Here is a 17,065-nt window from a genome sequence, read left to right on the forward strand (position 1 = left end):
CAAAAAAGGTTGTTTGACTTAAGCGTCAAACAACCTGGATGAAATGGACATTTGTCCTTTTGATGATTAGCGTTTCCCTTTAATATATGGGATACCGACCGATTTCGGTGCATCCGCACGTCCGACGACACCTGCGAGGGCAAGGATCGTGAGCGCATACGGCGCAATCAAGAGCAACACTTGCGGCACATTGCTGATGACCGGCAAGTTGCTACCGATGATCGACAACGCTTGGGCGAATCCGAAGAACAGACCGGCACCGAGCGCGCCGAGCGGATTCCACTTCCCGAAAATCATGGCGGCGATGGCCAAGAAACCTTGACCGACGATCGTCGTCCCGCTGAAGTTTGTCGTGACGGTGACAGCGTACACTGCACCAGCGAGTCCGCCGAACGCTCCTGAGAGCATGACGCCCATGAAGCGCATTTTCGTGACGTTGATCCCCATCGTGTCAGCCGCCATCGGGTGTTCCCCGACCGAACGGAGACGAAGACCGAACGGTGTCTTGAAGATGACGAACCAGACGACGAACGCGAGAATGATCGCGATGAACGACGTATACTGCACGTTGATGAAGAACATGCGAAGCACCGGGATATCCGATAGAATCGGCACGTTCTCTTTGGCAATCCGAAACTCGATGAAGTCGGTCTGCCCTTTGTTGTAAAGCACACGGACGACGAAGATGGCGAGTCCGATCGCGAGCATGTTGATCGCGACCCCGAGTACCGTCTGGTCAGCCCGCCAAAGGATGGCCGGCACCGCCAAGAAGAGCGAGAAGAGCGCACCGACGACCATAGCGACCAAAAGTGAGATCCATGGACTGAGACCGCCCAGCCCCATATCTGTCAACGTGAGCGTCGTGATAATTCCTGTCGCAGCACCGATGACCATGATGCCTTCTAAGGCGATGTTGACGACACCCGAACGTTCACTGAAGATGCCGCCGAGCGCCGCGATGATGAGTGGAGTCGCATAGGCTAAGGCAACCGGCACGACGATGTAGAGGACTTCTAAGAAGCTCATTTTTTCTCCACTCCTTTCTTACGATTTCCTTTGAATTTGTCAATCACGTAGTTAAAGGCGTAACCTGAAGCCACGAAGATGACAATCGCGGCGATGATGACTTTGACGAGCTCAGATGGGATGTTCGCACCGAGCTGCATCGCGAGTCCGCCGATATTGAGTCCAGCGAACAAGATAGCTGCCAAGACGACACCGACGGCCGTGTTCGCACCGAGGAGCGCGACGGCGATCCCGTCAAAACCGACTCCGGTGAACGAGGCGCTGAGCGTCATGCCGTTGAACGTACCGAGACCTTCCATCGCCCCTGCGAGTCCTGCGAACATACCCGAGATGACGAATGAGAGAATGATGTTCCGGTTGACGCTCATTCCTGCGTACTGTGATGCGTGTTTGTTGAAACCGACGGCACGAAGCTCATAACCGAGCGTCGTCCGTTGCAAGATGTAGTAATAGACGATCGCTGCGAGCACGGCGATGAGGACACCCCAATGCAAGCGCGAGAACGTCGTCAATTCTTGAAGCATCGGTGACGCGAGCGACGCCGAATCTTTAATGGATTCGGTGCGTTCGTTCGTTACCCCGATGACACTGCGCAAAATCGCGTTCGTCGTGTAGAGCGCGATATAGTTCATCATGATCGATGTGATAACTTCGTGGACGTGGAACTTGGCTTTCAAGAAACCAGGTACGAACGCCCAGAGCGCTGCGGCGAACATGGCCGCGAGAAGCGCGAGCGGCAAGTGGATGAACATCGGCAAATCAAAGTTGATTCCGACATACACCGCTGCCACCCAGCCAATCAACACTTGGCCTTCGACCCCGATGTTGAAGAGGCCGGTCCGGAACGCGAACGCGACGGCCAAACCTGAGAAGATGAGCGGCGCTGCGGCGCGAAGCGTCTCACCAATTGCGTACGGGCTGCCGACCATGCCTTCAAACAGTGACGAGAACCCTCGAATCGGGTCATAGCCACCGATGAGCATGACGATCGCCCCGACGAGAAGTCCCATCAAGATCGACAAGAGCGGGATGAGCAGTCGATTAAATCCTAGTTTATTCATACTGTTTCTTCTCCTCTCTTACCGCCGGCCATCAAGAAGCCGAGTTCTTGCTCCGTCGTCTCTTTCGGATCACGGATTCCGACAATCTTCCCTTCATACAAAACGGCGATTCGGTCCGCGACGTGTAAAATCTCTTCGAGCTCGAACGAGATCAACAAGACGGCGCGTCCTTTTTCACGCTCTTTGATGAGCTGTTCATGAATGAATTCGATTGCCCCGACGTCAAGACCTCGCGTCGGTTGCGCCGCGATCAACAAGTCAGGTGACCGGTCGACTTCACGGGCGATGATGGCTTTCTGTTGGTTACCACCCGACAAGGCACGGGCAGGTACATCGACCGATGGAGTTCGGACGTCAAACTTCTCAATCAACGCTTTCGCTTTCTCAGCCACGGCTTTATAGTTCATCAAACCGCGCTTCGAGAACGGCTCTTTATAATACGTTTGGAGCACCATGTTGTCGCGAATCGTATAATCGAGGACGAGGCCATGTTTATGCCGGTCTTGCGGGATGTGGCCGACACCAGACTCCGTCACTTTGCGCGGCGTGAACCCGGTCACGTCTTTCCCGTTCAACATCACTTTTCCAGACTCGGGTTTCTTCAAGCCCGAGATGGCTTCAATCAATTCGGTTTGTCCGTTCCCGTCAATCCCGGCAATCCCGAGGATTTCCCCTGAACGAATCTGTAAATCCAAGCCGTCGACGGCTTTGAGCCCGCGACTGTCTTTGACGACAAGTTTTTGGACGTCGAGGACGACTTGCTGTGGATCTGCCTTGGAATATTCCGCATCAAAGTTAACTTCACGCCCGACCATCATTTCTGCCAAACGATCTTCATTGACCGTCTCATCGATATCAATCGTACCGATATAACGTCCACGACGGATGACCGTACAGCGATCGGCGACTTGCATGATCTCTTTCAGCTTATGCGTGATCAAGACGATCGATTTACCTTCTTCAATCAGACGCTTCATGATTTGAATGAGTTCTTGAATCTCTTGCGGCGTCAGTACAGCGGTTGGCTCATCGAAGATCAAAATTTCGGCCCCGCGATAGAGCGTCTTCAAAATTTCGACCCGTTGTTGCATCCCGACCGAGATATCCTCGATTTTCGCATCCGGATCGATCCGAAGACCATACTGTTCCGAGATGTCCATGACTTTTTTACGCGCCGTCGCCCGGTCGACCGTCAGTCCACTCTTCGGCTCTGAGCCGAGGATGATGTTCTCGGTCACCGTGAACTTCTCAACGAGCATGAAGTGTTGGTGTACCATACCGATCCCAAGGTCGTTGGCGATGTTCGGATTCTCAATGTTCACTTTCTCCCCGCGCACGCGGATCTCCCCGCCTTCCGGCTGATAAAGACCGAACAGGACGTTCATGAGCGTCGATTTTCCGGCCCCGTTCTCGCCGAGCAACGCATGAATCTCTCCTTTGCGCAATTGGAGGGTGATATTGTCGTTGGCAACGAACGTTCCGAACTCTTTGCGAATATTGAGCATTTCAATTACATATTCCAAGAAAGTCCACCCCTAACTTTAAGTAAAGGGAGACCGCATGGGTCCCCCCTAACTCAATGAATTATTTTACTGTTTTCATGAACTCTTCGAACTCAGCGTCAGTCGCTGGAGCCGTGATGTCTCCGTCGATCAACTGTGTGCGGTACTCTTCAACTTTTGCGAGGACGTCAGCTGAAACGTTCTCATCAGATGTTTCAGCAATCCCTACACCATCGTCTTTCAAAGAGAACTCAACGATTTCGCCTGCTGGGAACTTATCTTCCATCGCAAGTTTCGATACTTCGTAAGTAGCCGTGTCAACACGTTTGACCATTGAAGTAAGCGTTACGTTTTCTGGAAGACCTTCTTCGTATTGGTCACGGTCAACACCGATGACCCATACATCTTCGCCGTTCTTCTTACGGTTTTTCGCTTCTGTGAATACCCCAACCCCAGTACCGCCTGCTGCGTGGTACACGATATCAGAGCCTGCTCCGTACATACCTGAAGCGATTGCTGTACCTTTTTCAGCTGAGTTGAAATCTTCAGCGTACTTCACGTCGATTGTCGCATCCGGGTTAACGGCCATGACGCCAGCTTTATAACCGTTCTCGAACTTCTTGATCAAGTCAGACTCAACGCCGCCGACGAATCCAACTTTGTCAGTTTTCGTAGTAAGACCAGCGACAACACCGACGAGGAACGAACCTTCTTGCTCTTTGAACGTGATCGATGCGACGTTCGGTGCATCAACGACCATGTCGACGATCGCGAAGTTGTTGTCTGGGAACTGCTCAGCAACTTTTTGGATGTCTTCGCCCATCAAGAAGCCGATTCCGTAAATCAAGTTGAAGTTATCGCGTGCCAATTGTTGCAAGTTTGGCTGGTAGTCTGCTTGCTTCGATGATTGAAGATATTTGAATCCTTCGTTCTCAGTCAAGTTGTTGTCTTCCCCGAACTTCGTGAGACCTTCCCAAGCTGATTGGTTGAACGACTTATCATCGACACCGCCCGTATCGGTTACCATCGCTACTTTGAAGTCACTGCCTTCGCCGCCGCCTTCGCCGTTCGATGCCCCTTCATTGTCATCCCCGCCACATGCTGCGAGTACTGTCGAGAGTGTGAGACCTGCTGCTAAAGCTGAGAGAATTGTTTTTTTCTTGTTCATCGTCGTGTTTCCCCTTTCGGATCATAACAATTAAGGTTGTCATGTCATCAGTAGTCTTTACACCGGTATAAGAAAGCGCTTTCACGCTGTTCCCCAAAAATAACCGTTTCCGGATAAAACGAACGTGCTTAAACGCGTTTGCGGACGACGTGGAAGTCGAAGCGGTCCGCTCGGAAAAAGTTTGCCGAATCGAGCAGCGGTAAGTCGCTCTCATCGTAATGCAATTGTTTCAATGCCAGTAACGGTTGGTCCGTTTGAAGTTGCGTCGAAATTTCAGCGTTCACACTCGGTTCGATGTGCGTGATCGCATATGCGACCCGACGTCCTACCTCTTTTTCGAGCGCATCAAACAATGACTTTCCTTCCGTCAACGCCTTCGGATTCGAGACGAGATGGGCTGGGATTTTATCGACACAGTAGACGACTGGTGTCTCATCCGCATATCGAATCCGGACGATCCGATAAATCGGTGAGTTCGGTTCGATTTTTAAACGCTCGGCTTCTCTCTCGGTCGCTAGAACCTTTTCGGCCACCAACACTTTCGTTCCTGGTGTCATTTTGGCGCGCATGATCATGTCCGTGACGCTGAACAGCTCTTCAATCCCTGAAGTAAACGGGGGTTTTGAACTGATGAATGTCCCGACGCCATGTTTCCGCACGACAAATTTCTCGTCTTCGAGAATACGAAGTGCTTCCCGGAGTGTCGCTCGACTGACTCCTAGTTGCTTCGATAACTCGAATTCTGAAGGAAGTTTCTCTCCTTCACGATAGACACCATCGTCGATATCTTGCTTGATTTTCTCAATCACGCGAAGATAGAGCAAGCGATGATCGAGCTTGATCGACATGGGCCTCACCACCTTTACCTATTTCTTACCAGTGCTCAGACATCTGACGTATGAATGTCCTTGCCAATATTAAGTATAGGGATTCGAGAAATAGAACGCAATACTTTTTGTTCGGAATCAGGGAAATATTTTAAAGTGAAGGGATTATGTACACTTCATAGTCTATATTACCTGTTCTGGCAGGCTTTGAAAAGAAATCGTAAAATGAAAACGGTATTAAAAAATGAAAGCGGTTCAACATTTTTAGTAGTATGTCCTAATGAATCAAATAGGTCAGATGTGCTATATTAGTTCGTCCCAACATGACGTCGACCCCGATCGTGTCGTTTGAACCGGATTATCTGAAATTAGATAAAAAACGAACGATTAGGATTGATTATACCTAATCGTTCGTTTTATTTATTAACCCTCTGGTTGGTTAATGAGCACTTTCCGCGGCTTCGAGCCTTCTGACGGCCCGACATATCCGGCTTGTTCGAGTGAATCGATCAAGCGGGCTGCCCGGTTATAACCGATGCGGAATCTTCGTTGAATCATCGAAGTGGACGCCGTCTCTTGCGTCAAGATGAATTGAACGACTTCTTCGAACAATGAATCGTCCGAATCAATGGTCGTGACCTCTTCTTCTTTCGGCATCATCGCCTCGACGTATTGGGCCCGTTGCTGGGCGATGACATGATTGACGACCGTTTCGACTTCTTGGTCCGACACGAACGCACCTTGCACACGGATCGGTTTGTTCATCCCGTTGGCGAGCATGAGCATGTCACCCCGGCCGAGCAACTTCTCAGCACCTCCCCCGTCAAGGATCGTCCGTGAATCCGTCTGCGACGAGACGGCGAACGCGATGCGGGACGGGATGTTCGCTTTGATGACGCCCGTAATGACGTCGACAGACGGACGCTGGGTGGCGAGCACCATGTGGATGCCGGCCGCCCGTGCCATCTGGGCAAGACGCATGATCGCGTCCTCGACGTCGTTCGAGGCGACCATCATCAAATCGGCGAGCTCATCGACGATGACGACGATGAACGGCAGACGTTTGGCGTCCTCATCGTCCGATTTATCGACGAGTTCGTTATAGCCTTCGATATTCCGCACACCATAACGGCTGAACAACTCATAGCGCCGCTCCATCTCGGCGACAACTTGTTTGAGTGCTTGGGCAGCTTTCTTCGGATCCGTCACGACCGGCGTCAGCAAGTGTGGGACACCGTTATAGACGTTCAACTCGACCATTTTCGGATCAATCATCATGAGCCGGACTTCATCAGGACGAGTCCGCATCAAGAGCGACACGATCATGCCGTTGATACAGACCGATTTCCCGGAACCGGTCGAACCAGCGACGAGCAAGTGCGGCATCTTGTTCAAGGCGATCGTCACCGTCTCGCCACTGATGCTGCGCCCAAGGGCGACGAGGAGCGGCGACTGCTCCCGCTTGACCGGATCGGCCTCGAGCACTTCACGGAGACAGACCGGGGCCACTTCCTGGTTCGGCACTTCAATCCCGATGGCGGCCTTTCCTGGGATCGGCGCCTCGATCCGGATGTCTTTGGCGGCAAGCGCAAGGGCAAGGTCATCGCTGAGCGAGGTGATGCGGCTCACTTTGACCCCGATATCCGGTTGCAGTTCATATTTCGTCACGGTCGGACCAAGATGAATCTTTAACACCTTCACACCGACGCCGAACGATTTGAGCGTTTGGACGAGTTTTGTCGCATTTGCTTTCAAACGGGCGTTCTCGCCGGACAGGTCGGTCACGACCGGTTCGCTGAGGATGGTGAACGTCGGCAATTCATACGTGTCCGACACGTCTTGTGACGCCGTCATCATCATGTCCTCGGTCGGTAGCTCCGTCACTTCCTCCGTCGAGGCCACTTCTTCCGTTTTCGGACGTTTCTCGGCGACGACTTTCTCGCTGAACCCGACAATCGGGATGTCATGCATCGTCACCGCGTCTGCTTCAGGCTCGGCTTCGACCGGCTTCGATTCAACTTTTGCCGGTGCCGAAACCGCCTTCTTCCGATTGGACACCGGAGCCGGTTTGACCCGCTCCCGGTCGCGCCACTCTTGTTTGATGGCCGTACCGGTCTCGAGCAGGCGCGACCCGATCGTCCGCCAAATCGTCGGCGATAAGAGCGAGATCCCGATGATCATGCATAGCACGCCTAAAAAGATGATCCCAAAGTCGGAGAGCAAGTATTGGTTGAGCTGATACAGCGCCCCGTTGATCGTCCCCCGTTCCGCTCCCCATACCAAATCTCCGAACATGAGAAACGAGACGAACAGGAACAGGATGCCCGTCCGTTGCATCGGACGAAATTCGTTTAAAAAGACGAGCAACGTGAATGCGATTGCCAAATACGTGAGTGCCCCCCAGCCTCCGAATAACGTCGTCGCGAGGAGTGACGTCTGATTCCCGACCCAACCGAAGTCGAACAAGGAGAAGATGAACGCCGTGATCGACATGACGAACATGACCCAGCCATATGTACGTAGTGGGATTGGCTGTTTTTTCGCACGCCTTGTCGTCGGTCGCTTCCGCTTCGCCGGAGTTTTTCTCGATTTTTGTGCCACCTTAGATTCCTCCTAAAAAAACGAGGCAAAAGTCTGATGACTTTTGCCTCAATCTCAATTCCTTAAATCTCCATGATGATCGGCAAGATCATCGGACGACGTTTCGTCTGTTCGAACAAGTAGACGCTGAGCCGCTCGCGGATATTTGATTTCAACTCGGTCCAATCACTTCCAGCCTGGAGACTCTTCTCGATCTGTTTCGTGACGATGCGGTTCGCTTCTGAGATCATCTCTTCGGATTCACGCATATAGACGAATCCGCGCGAGATGAGTTCAGGTCCTGAAATCAATTTCTTCTGTTTCCGGTTCAACGTGACGACACAGAGGACGACACCGTCTTGTGACAAGAGACGACGGTCACGGAGGACGATGTTCCCGACGTCCCCAACGCCAATCCCATCGATCAAGACGTTGCCGGCCGGTACTTTCCGGCTCATCCGAGCTTTACGTCCCGTGAACTCGACGACATCCCCTTTTTCGACGATGAAGATGTTGTTCGATTTCACACCGACTTGCTCGGCGAGTTTCGAGTGGGCCATCTGCATCCGGTATTCTCCGTGAATCGGAAGGAAGTACTTCGGTTTGACGAGGTTCAGCATGAGCTTGAGCTCTTCGGCCGAACCGTGTCCCGAGACGTGTACTTTCCGTTGGTTATAGATGACGTTCGCTCCTGAGCGGAACAAAAGGTCGATCGTCTTCGAGACGGACTTCTCGTTCCCAGGAATCGGTGTCGCCGCGATGACGACCGTGTCGTTCAAGCGGATGTTCACTTGCTTATGGGCGTTGCGCGCCATGCGCGTCAAGGCCGCCATCGGCTCGCCTTGCGAACCGGTCGTCAAGATGACGACTTTGTTGTCAGGCAAGCGATTCACTTGCGACAGCTCGACGAGCGTCTTCGGCTTGAAGCGAAGGTAGTTGAGCTTCTGCGCCACTTCGACGATATTGACCATGCTGCGACCGACGACGGCGACTTTGCGGTCGTTCGCCTCGGCTGCCGCGAACACTTGTTGAAGACGGTGCACGTTCGAAGCGAAAGAGGCGACGATGACGCGGCCCTCAGCTTGATAGATGACATCGTTCAACTCGGCGCCGACGAGCGACTCCGAACCAGTTTGGCCAGGGCGTTCCGCATTCGTCGAATCTGACAATAAGCAGAGGACGCCGCGTTGGCCGATGGCTGCCAACTTGTTAAAGTCCGACTGTTTCCCATCGACTGGCGTGTAATCAAACTTAAAGTCGCCCGTGTGTACGATGGCGCCTTGTGACGTTTGAATGCAGACACCGACACAATCCGGGATTGAGTGGTTGACGCGGAAGAAAGTGATGAAATGATCAGCGATAGTCAATTTCGTTTTGGCGTCAATCAATCGGAGGTCGACTTCTTTTAACAAGCCCGCCTCTTTCAATTTGAGCTCGATTAAACCGAGCGTCAATTTCGTCCCATACACGGGAACGTGCTTCAAATCACGGAGTACGTAGCTGAGCCCACCGATATGGTCTTCGTGACCATGGGTGATGAAAATCGCGCGTACCCGATCTTTATTTTCTTTTAAATACGTAATGTCTGGGATGACAATATCAATCCCGAGCATCTCATCGCCTGGAAACATAAGGCCGGCATCGATGACGAAGATGTCGTCGTCTAGTTCCACGACGTACATGTTCTTCCCGATTTCGCCTACGCCTCCAAGCGCAAAGACGCTAACGTTCTCTGTCTTCTTCTTTGACACTAACAAAAACCTCCTAGATGTTGCATATTCTGTTTCGTCCACTTATCGCTACTGAATATTGTATCGGAAAACTGCTGATATGCCAACATTTCCGTTCAATTGACGAGAGGTTTCATCACATCGGCGAGTGGCATCGTCGCTTTGTCGTCCGGACGTTTCCCGGAAGCGAGTTGGCGAATCGACAAGCCGAAGTCCATTTGTAAATGCGGGTAATCCGGAAAACTTCTCCAATCCCCGCCCCATTCGAAGCCGAGTGCTTTGCCGAGTTCTCCTAACTCTTGCCAATCGGGTTCGTCCGATCGGTTGTGGTCCGACTCGAGATTGTAATCGGCACGGTTATTGTGGATGATGACGAAATCGACGGCGAGCCCATAGTTATGGTAACTTTGTCCCGCCTTGGCGTTCGTCACGACTTGTCCCGGTTTCGAGCGCCCTTGGGCATAGAGCGCGTTCTGCTCATCGGCCGACCGATACCCCGACGTCAGACGGACCTCGAGGCCGAGGCAAGAGTAGGCCAGGCGCACGAACGATTCGCTCCGTTCGCGGACGTGCGGATGAAGCTTCGCGAACGCCTGTTCACTCCGCTCGACGACGACATCTTCCGAGCGCGGGTTGCGTTCACACATTCCCGCTTCAAATGTCGGTTCATCGACCCATGGCATCGGGCCCGGACGTGACAACGTGTACGCTAAAAAGATTCCGACTAAAAACGCCGTCATCGCGAACGTCAAAACGCCGGTCCATTTCATCGGCGCAACCGTTTACGGAGTCCTTTGACGAGCGGTAATCCCGTCTCGAGGGCGAAATAGAGCGGACGATTCAAGACGAGGTCGAACTCGCCGACTTTCTCGATCAAATCGCTTCCCCAGCCCGACTTGAACGCATAAAGCCCTGCATACTCGTCATCAGGCTCCGTGCTACCCGATACGCCACCGAAATCGTAGCGTTCGGCCCCGCTCGCCTTGGCTGCTTGCATCATCGTCCATTGCATGAGGTGGTTCGGCATGAACTCACGAAACTCGTTCGAGGATGCCCCGTACAGATAATACGAGCGTCGTCCGGCAAGCGTCAACAGACCGCCCGACAAGACGAGACCGTTCGGGTATTTCTCGTGTAACTCCGTCAGTTCAGGTAACGCGGCTTGAATCTTCTCGATTTGCTCACGTGTCTGCTTTTGACGGTTCAACAAGCTCGTCCGTTTCTTCTCGACCGTTTCCGTCTCGAGTGACCGTTCGATTTTCCCAAGGTCACGCTCCGCTTTTTTGAGCGTGGCCATCTGTTGGTCGAGTGCGAGTTTCGGCTCGAGTTTCGTCAAAAACAAACGGGCGTCATCAGGTTGCAGACAATCGTATAGGTTCTCGAAATAGTCAAGTCCACGAATGGCAAAACCGTCACGCTCGCCCGTCACTTTCATCAAGTCGGCGAACGTCTTAAGCCCGTCGCGCCCGACTTCCGTGCAGACGATCCCTTTCCGTTCGGCCAAGCGAACGTTATAGCGGAATTTATGATGGAATTTGCCGAAGATGTCTTTCTCGCTCGGGCGTAAATCCGTCTCCATCGTGAACCGCGGTTGGGCGTAATCAAACCCACCGCCGTATCCTTTATGGGCGAAGCCGAGACTCGCCATCTCGGTCAATAGACCTGGCACTTCATCTCGATCGATATTCGGATCGATTTTCACGACGATCGCTTTGTTCGCCTTGGCGACCCGCTTCGCCTCCTCGGTCAATGCCCGTAAAGAAGCCACGTCGTCATAGTCGACGACGAAGCCGCGTGGCGCATAGCAGAGTGTGAACGGGAGCTTCGGCACACGTTTGAATAAGAGTAATGCCACCCCGCTCGTCACCCCATCGTTCGCGACGGCGACCCGCTCGGCGAACCAGCCGTTTTGTCGTTTGACGTCGGCCCAACTCGAAAGCTGAAGCAAGTCCCCACGGTCGTGTGTTTTGACGAAATCGTCATGCTCTTTCTCTGTCAAGGTGATCGGTTGTACTGCCATAAATCATATTTCCTCCGTCTTCAAAATTGTCGCTCGGACGATTGCTTCTTCATCTAGCGGAATTTTCTCATTACCGATGATTTGATATTTCTCATGCCCTTTTCCGGCCAAGACGACGATATTGTCCGGTTCGGCCAACCGAGCCGCATAACGGACAGCCTCTTCCCGGTCCCCAATCTCGACGAAATTATCGTGGGTCATCCCGGCGGCGATTCCGCTCGTGATCGAGTCGTACGCTTCAAAACGCGGGTCATCCGTCGTGATGACGACCGTTCCCGCATATTTCGAGGCCATCTCTCCCATCGTCGGCCGCTTCGTAACGTCACGGTTCCCGCCTGTACCGATCAAGAATACGATCTTCTCTTTCGGGACACCGACGAGTGATTTCAAGCATTGCTCGATGCCGTCCGGTGTATGCGCATAGTCCGCATAGACGTTATACCCTGGTACGTCGAGACGTTGCATCCGCCCTTTGGCAGGATGAATCGACTCGAGTGCTTGAACGATCTCGGGCAAACGATAGCCGGCAGCGATCAAACACCCGGTCGCGAGCAAGATGTTGTACACGTTGAACCTTCCGATGAATTGAACGGTCAACGGATGACTCTCCCCTTGGTAGTTGAGGCTAAAACTCGTCTCTGACAGCGTCTGAACGATATCTGATGCCGTCACATCGGCCATCTCGTCGATTGCATACGTGATCACTCGGGCGCCCGTCATCGTCTCGTACAGCTTGCTGTACGGATCATCCGCGTTCAACACGGCAACTTTGTGACGCGACGCCATCTGTCCGAGTTGAGCAAACAATAAGCCTTTCGCCCGCGCATAGTTTTCGAACGTACCATGGAAATCGAGATGGTCATGCGTCAAGTTCGTGAAGCCGACGATATCGAAGTCCGTACCGATGACGCGACCGAGTTCGAGTCCGTGCGATGACACTTCCATCATCACATCGGTGACGCCTTCTTCGTGCATCCGGGCGAGCAACTGTTGCAGCTCAGAGCTTTGCGGTGTCGTGTTTTTGCTCGGGACGACCGTATCGTTAATGCGTACCTCGACCGTGCCGATCAAGCCGGTGCTATGTCCGAGCTCGGTGAGGACATCACGTAAAATGGTCGTCGTCGTCGTCTTGCCGTTCGTTCCCGTGATCCCGAACAGACGCATCTGCTCAGACGGATATTGATAGAACGCGGACGCCAATAGACCGACCGTACGTGTGCTGTCACGCACGATCAAGTTCGGCACACTCAAAGAGAGTGGCCGTTCACTGACGACGGCGACTGCGCCTTTAGTGACTGCTAAATCAGCGTAGTCGTGACCGTCGACCGTATAGCCTTTAATGGCGACGAACAGCGTCCCTGGGACGACTTCACGCGAGTCGGTCGTCACATGGGTCACCGTGATGCCTTGTAGGTTTGGTTGATTAATCAATTGTATGTGGTTAGCTAAATCCGTTAAGTTCAAGTCTTTCCCTTCTTTCACCTGTTCCTGTCCAAAGTAAAGAATACCTCTTAATCAGTGTAGAGAACTTACAATTCGGTTTCAAGTCAGTCTTCGGACGGAAGGACATATGATTTGGCAGGGGCGTGGCCGAGCACCTCATTGATGAGGGTGTTGACGTCACGCGTTTCAATGCGATCAACTTTGTCGAGCACTTCGTTCAAATCCTCGACTTCATCGAGCAGGACGAGGTTGCGTCCGTTGCGGTTCATCCGTGCGCTCGTGCTCTCGTTCCCAAGGACGAGCGACCCTTTTAGTTGTCGTTTCCCTTTCTCGACTTCCTCATCGGACAGCCCATCCGCTTTTAACGTTTCGAGCTCACGCGTCATGATCGTCTCGACTTGCGCGAGCGTTTCTGGTGACGTTCCGATATAAATGGTGAACGTCCCGTGGTCGTCGAACGTCGTATAGTACGAGTAAATCGAGTAGGCGAGGCCTTCCTCTTCTCGAATCGACTGGAACAGCCGTGACGACATCGTCGCCCCGATCGCATTGTTCAACAAGGCCAAATGCGGCAATCGATCGTCTTTGGCGGCAATCGCCTCGAAGTTCCAGCACAGGTGCGCTTGCTCCGTCTCTTTCTGTTTTTTCACCACGTCGCTATACAAGATCGGCGTCGTCGATTCTTTCGGTGATTCCCCTGATGGAAGGTCGGCAAACCTTCTCGTGACCGCCTCGACCAACTCTTGCGGCACGTGGCCGGCGATTGAGACGACGACACGGTTGCCTGTATACGTCGAAGCGACGTAGCGGAGCAATTGCTCCCGAGATAGTCCGAGGACGCTCGCTTCCGTCCCGAGAATCGGTTCGGCGAGAATATCATCTTTATAGACGGCTTTCGCGAGCAGCTCGTGGACGAGATCTTCCGGGGTGTCCTCATACATTTTAATCTCTTCTAAGACGACCCGCTTTTCTTTCTCGAGCTCCGTCTCATCAAACAACGAATCGAATAGCATGTCGGCGAGCGCGTCGAAGGCGATGACCGCGTGCTCGTCAAGCGTCTTCACGTAATAGCACGTATGATCTTTTGACGTGAACGCGTTCACGCTTCCGCCAAGTTCATCAAAGAACGACGCGATCTCTTTTGCCGTTCTCGTCTTTGTTCCTTTGAATAGCATATGTTCAATCAAGTGGCTGATGCCAATCTCGGTCATGCCTTCGGTGCGAGTGCCAGCTTTGATAAAGACACCGGTCGACGTGCTGCGGACATCCGCCATCGGTTCAATCACGATGCGGACGCCGTTGTCTAATGTGATCCATTCCATGTTATCACTCCTATGAAAAAGGCCATCGCACCAGACGATGGCCATCATGATTAGTTTGTCGGGCGTGGCGGACGACGGTCTCCGTCACGACGCGGCGGACGGCTGTCACGTGGTGGACGGCTCTCGCGCTGCGCTTTACGTTTCGCTTCGTATGCTTCGCGTTCTTCCGGTGACAATCCTTCAAGGATGAGCACTTTGTGCGAGGCATTGACTCGGCCTTTGTCATCGATTTCCGTTACGCGGACTTTAATTGTATCACCGAGTTTAACGACGTCTTCGACGTTCGCGACGCGATCAAGACTGAACTCAGAGACGTGGACGAGCGCGTCTTTCCCTTTGAACAACTCAACGAAAGCGCCGAATTTCTCAATACGACGAACCGTCGCATCGAACTCTTCGCCGACGACGACTTCGCGGACGATGTCGCCGATAAGCGCCATCGCCATGTCGATGCCTTCTTGATCGGTCGACGCGATGAAGACTGTACCGTCTTGCTCGATATCGATTTTGACACCCGTTTGGTCGATGATGCTGTTGATCATCTTCCCGCCCGGTCCGATCACGTCGCGGATCTTGTCCGGATTGATCGTCATCGTCACGATTTTCGGTGCATACTTCGACAACTGCGGACGCGGTGCGTCGAGCGTCTCAAGCATATGGTTCAAGATATGGAGACGGCCTGAACGTGCTTGTTCGAGTGCCTCTTCCAAGATCTCACGCGTGATCCCGGCAATTTTGATGTCCATTTGGAGCGCCGTGATCCCGTCTTTCGTTCCTGCTACTTTGAAGTCCATGTCTCCGAGATGATCTTCGAGACCTTGGATGTCAGTGAGGACCGTATAGTGTTCGCCTTCCATGATGAGACCCATTGCGATCCCGGCAACTGGTGCCTTGATCGGCACACCTGCGTCCATGAGGGCGAGTGTCGAACCACAGATTGACGCCTGTGAACTCGAACCGTTCGACTCGAGTACTTCCGAGACGAGACGAATCGTGTACGGGAAGTCGGCTTCTTTCGGGATGATTGGAAGAAGTGCACGTTCTCCGAGGGCACCGTGACCGATTTCACGACGACCTGGCGCACGCACCGGACGAGCTTCTCCGACCGAGAACGGCGGGAAGTTATAGTGGTGCATGAAGCGCTTGTTCTCTTCTAACCCGATGCCGTCGATGATTTGAGCATCTCCGATGACGCCGAGTGTCGCGACCGACATGACTTGTGTTTGTCCACGTGTGAATAAACCGACACCGTGGGCGCGTGGCAACAAGCCCGTTTCTGATGCGAGCGGGCGGATGACTTCCGGGCGACGACCGTCCGGACGAACTTTGTCGACCGTGATCAAACGGCGGACTTCGTCTTTGACGAACTTGTTCAAGATGCCAGATACTTCTTTCAACTTGGCCGGTTCGTCAGCGAGTGATTCTTCGTATGCAGCTACGTATTTGGCAATCACTTCGTTGATTGCTGCGTCACGTGCATGCTTCTCTTCGACTTGAACCGCGGCGTTGATTTCTGGACGTGCTGCTTCGAGCTCAGCCGACAAAGCGTCATCAAACTTCGATACCGTATATTCGAACTTCGGTTTCCCGACAGCTTCGACGATTTCTGTTTGGAACGCGACCAATTTCTTGATCTCTTCGTGACCGAACAAGATTGACTCGAGCATGACGTCTTCCGGTACTTCGTTCGCGCCTGCTTCAACCATGTTGATCGCAGTTGCTGTTCCGGCGACTTGGAGCTCAAGGTCCGTCTGTTCGAGTTGAGCTGTCGTCGGGTTGACGACGAACTCACCGTTGACACGTCCGACTGTCGCTCCGGCGATCGGCCCGTCGAACGGGATGTCCGAAATCGAGAGTGCGATCGACGTTCCAAGCATACCGGCCATTTCAGCCGAGCAGTCTGGATCGTTCGACATGACGTAGATCATGACTTGAATATCGTGACGGAATCCGTCAGGGAAAAGCGGACGGATCGGACGGTCGATGAGACGTGATGTCAAAATCGCGTTCTCTCCAGGACGTCCTTCCCGACGGAGGAAACCTCCTGGGATTTTACCGACCGAGTATAATTTTTCTTCATAGTTGACCGTGAGCGGGAAGAAATCTAAATCCTTCGGCGCTTTCGATGCTGTGACCGTGGCGAGCACGACCGTGTCCCCATAACGGACGAGTGCCGAGCCGTTTGCTTGTTTCGCAAGTTGCCCGACTTCTACAGATAGCGGACGACCGCCCCATTTAGTAGAAAAGACTTGTTTCGTACCTAACATGAACATTCTCCTCTCAAACCTTATCTAGTTTATTATGTAACTCATTCATATGAATGTCTAATGATTTTCCTCCCAAAAAAGAAGAAACGGACTAGGAACAAGTGTCCCAGTCCGTCACA

12 protein-coding genes are annotated in these 17,065 nt (G+C 52.8%); all 12 read right to left on the reverse strand.

Annotated elements, in window-relative coordinates:
- Nucleotides 1–66: 66 nt before the first annotated feature.
- The 12 genes from KNP78_RS02455 to pnp all read right to left on the reverse strand — a co-directional run bounded on the left by KNP78_RS02455 (nt 67) and on the right by pnp (nt 16,946).
- Complete coding sequence (locus KNP78_RS02455; RefSeq protein ID WP_034777299.1) at nt 67–1,026, reverse strand: ABC transporter permease; 960 nt, start codon at nt 1,024–1,026, stop codon at nt 67–69.
- Nucleotides 1,023–2,087 carry an ABC transporter permease gene (locus KNP78_RS02460; protein ID WP_034777298.1) on the reverse strand — a complete coding sequence of 355 codons (1,065 nt, stop codon included), beginning with the start codon at nt 2,085–2,087 and terminating at the stop codon, nt 1,023–1,025. Before KNP78_RS02460 ends, KNP78_RS02455 begins: the two co-directional genes overlap by 4 nt.
- Complete coding sequence (locus tag KNP78_RS02465) at nt 2,084–3,610, reverse strand: ABC transporter ATP-binding protein (protein WP_034777297.1); 1,527 nt, start codon at nt 3,608–3,610, stop codon at nt 2,084–2,086. Before KNP78_RS02465 ends, KNP78_RS02460 begins: the two co-directional genes overlap by 4 nt.
- 61 nt (nt 3,611–3,671) lie before the next feature.
- Complete coding sequence (locus tag KNP78_RS02470) at nt 3,672–4,757, reverse strand: BMP family lipoprotein (protein ID WP_034777296.1); 1,086 nt, start codon at nt 4,755–4,757, stop codon at nt 3,672–3,674.
- A 128-nt stretch (nt 4,758–4,885) separates the two neighbouring features.
- On the reverse strand, nt 4,886–5,605 hold the full coding sequence (locus KNP78_RS02475) for a GntR family transcriptional regulator (protein WP_034777294.1): 720 nt from the start codon (nt 5,603–5,605) through the stop codon (nt 4,886–4,888).
- Nucleotides 5,606–6,007: 402 nt separating this feature from the next.
- Nucleotides 6,008–8,185, reverse strand: coding sequence for a DNA translocase FtsK (locus tag KNP78_RS02480; RefSeq protein WP_034777293.1), 2,178 nt, complete (start codon nt 8,183–8,185; stop codon nt 6,008–6,010).
- 62 nt (nt 8,186–8,247) lie between these two features.
- On the reverse strand, nt 8,248–9,915 hold the full coding sequence (locus tag KNP78_RS02485; RefSeq protein WP_034777292.1) for a ribonuclease J: 1,668 nt from the start codon (nt 9,913–9,915) through the stop codon (nt 8,248–8,250).
- Nucleotides 9,916–10,010: 95 nt separating this feature from the next.
- Complete coding sequence (locus KNP78_RS02490) at nt 10,011–10,664, reverse strand: M15 family metallopeptidase (RefSeq protein WP_034777291.1); 654 nt, start codon at nt 10,662–10,664, stop codon at nt 10,011–10,013.
- Nucleotides 10,661–11,914 carry a lipid II:glycine glycyltransferase FemX gene (locus KNP78_RS02495; protein ID WP_214752742.1) on the reverse strand — a complete coding sequence of 418 codons (1,254 nt, stop codon included), beginning with the start codon at nt 11,912–11,914 and terminating at the stop codon, nt 10,661–10,663. The genes KNP78_RS02490 and KNP78_RS02495 overlap by 4 nt, the downstream gene beginning before the upstream one ends.
- Before the next feature lie 3 nt (nt 11,915–11,917).
- Nucleotides 11,918–13,378: a UDP-N-acetylmuramoyl-L-alanyl-D-glutamate--2,6-diaminopimelate ligase gene (locus tag KNP78_RS02500; RefSeq protein ID WP_232939398.1), complete on the reverse strand. Its 1,461-nt coding sequence runs from the start codon at nt 13,376–13,378 to the stop codon at nt 11,918–11,920.
- Between the two features lie 83 nt (nt 13,379–13,461).
- On the reverse strand, nt 13,462–14,679 hold the full coding sequence (locus KNP78_RS02505; protein WP_214823236.1) for a M16 family metallopeptidase: 1,218 nt from the start codon (nt 14,677–14,679) through the stop codon (nt 13,462–13,464).
- Nucleotides 14,680–14,729: 50 nt separating this feature from the next.
- The gene (gene pnp, locus KNP78_RS02510; protein ID WP_214823237.1) at nt 14,730–16,946 is read right to left on the reverse strand and encodes a polyribonucleotide nucleotidyltransferase; all 2,217 of its coding nucleotides are present in this window, start codon (nt 16,944–16,946) and stop codon (nt 14,730–14,732) included.
- Between the last annotated feature and the right edge of the window lie 119 nt (nt 16,947–17,065).

The organism is Exiguobacterium sp. s28 (assembly GCF_018618135.1).
GTDB lineage: Bacteria > Bacillota > Bacilli > Exiguobacteriales > Exiguobacteriaceae > Exiguobacterium > Exiguobacterium mexicanum_A.

What these genes read in the sequence shown, in the direction of transcription:
- KNP78_RS02475 (WP_034777294.1), bottom strand. Translation starts at nt 5,605, where the DNA reads ATGTCGATCAAGCTCGATCATCGCTTGCTCTATCTTCGCGTGATTGAG.
- KNP78_RS02470 (WP_034777296.1), bottom strand. Translation starts at nt 4,757, where the DNA reads ATGAACAAGAAAAAAACAATTCTCTCAGCTTTAGCAGCAGGTCTCACA.
- KNP78_RS02460 (WP_034777298.1), bottom strand. Translation starts at nt 2,087, where the DNA reads ATGAATAAACTAGGATTTAATCGACTGCTCATCCCGCTCTTGTCGATC.
- KNP78_RS02490 (WP_034777291.1), bottom strand. Translation starts at nt 10,664, where the DNA reads ATGAAATGGACCGGCGTTTTGACGTTCGCGATGACGGCGTTTTTAGTC.
- pnp (WP_214823237.1), bottom strand. Translation starts at nt 16,946, where the DNA reads ATGTTAGGTACGAAACAAGTCTTTTCTACTAAATGGGGCGGTCGTCCG.
- KNP78_RS02505 (WP_214823236.1), bottom strand. Translation starts at nt 14,679, where the DNA reads ATGGAATGGATCACATTAGACAACGGCGTCCGCATCGTGATTGAACCG.
- KNP78_RS02495 (WP_214752742.1), bottom strand. Translation starts at nt 11,914, where the DNA reads ATGGCAGTACAACCGATCACCTTGACAGAGAAAGAGCATGACGATTTC.
- KNP78_RS02455 (WP_034777299.1), bottom strand. Translation starts at nt 1,026, where the DNA reads ATGAGCTTCTTAGAAGTCCTCTACATCGTCGTGCCGGTTGCCTTAGCC.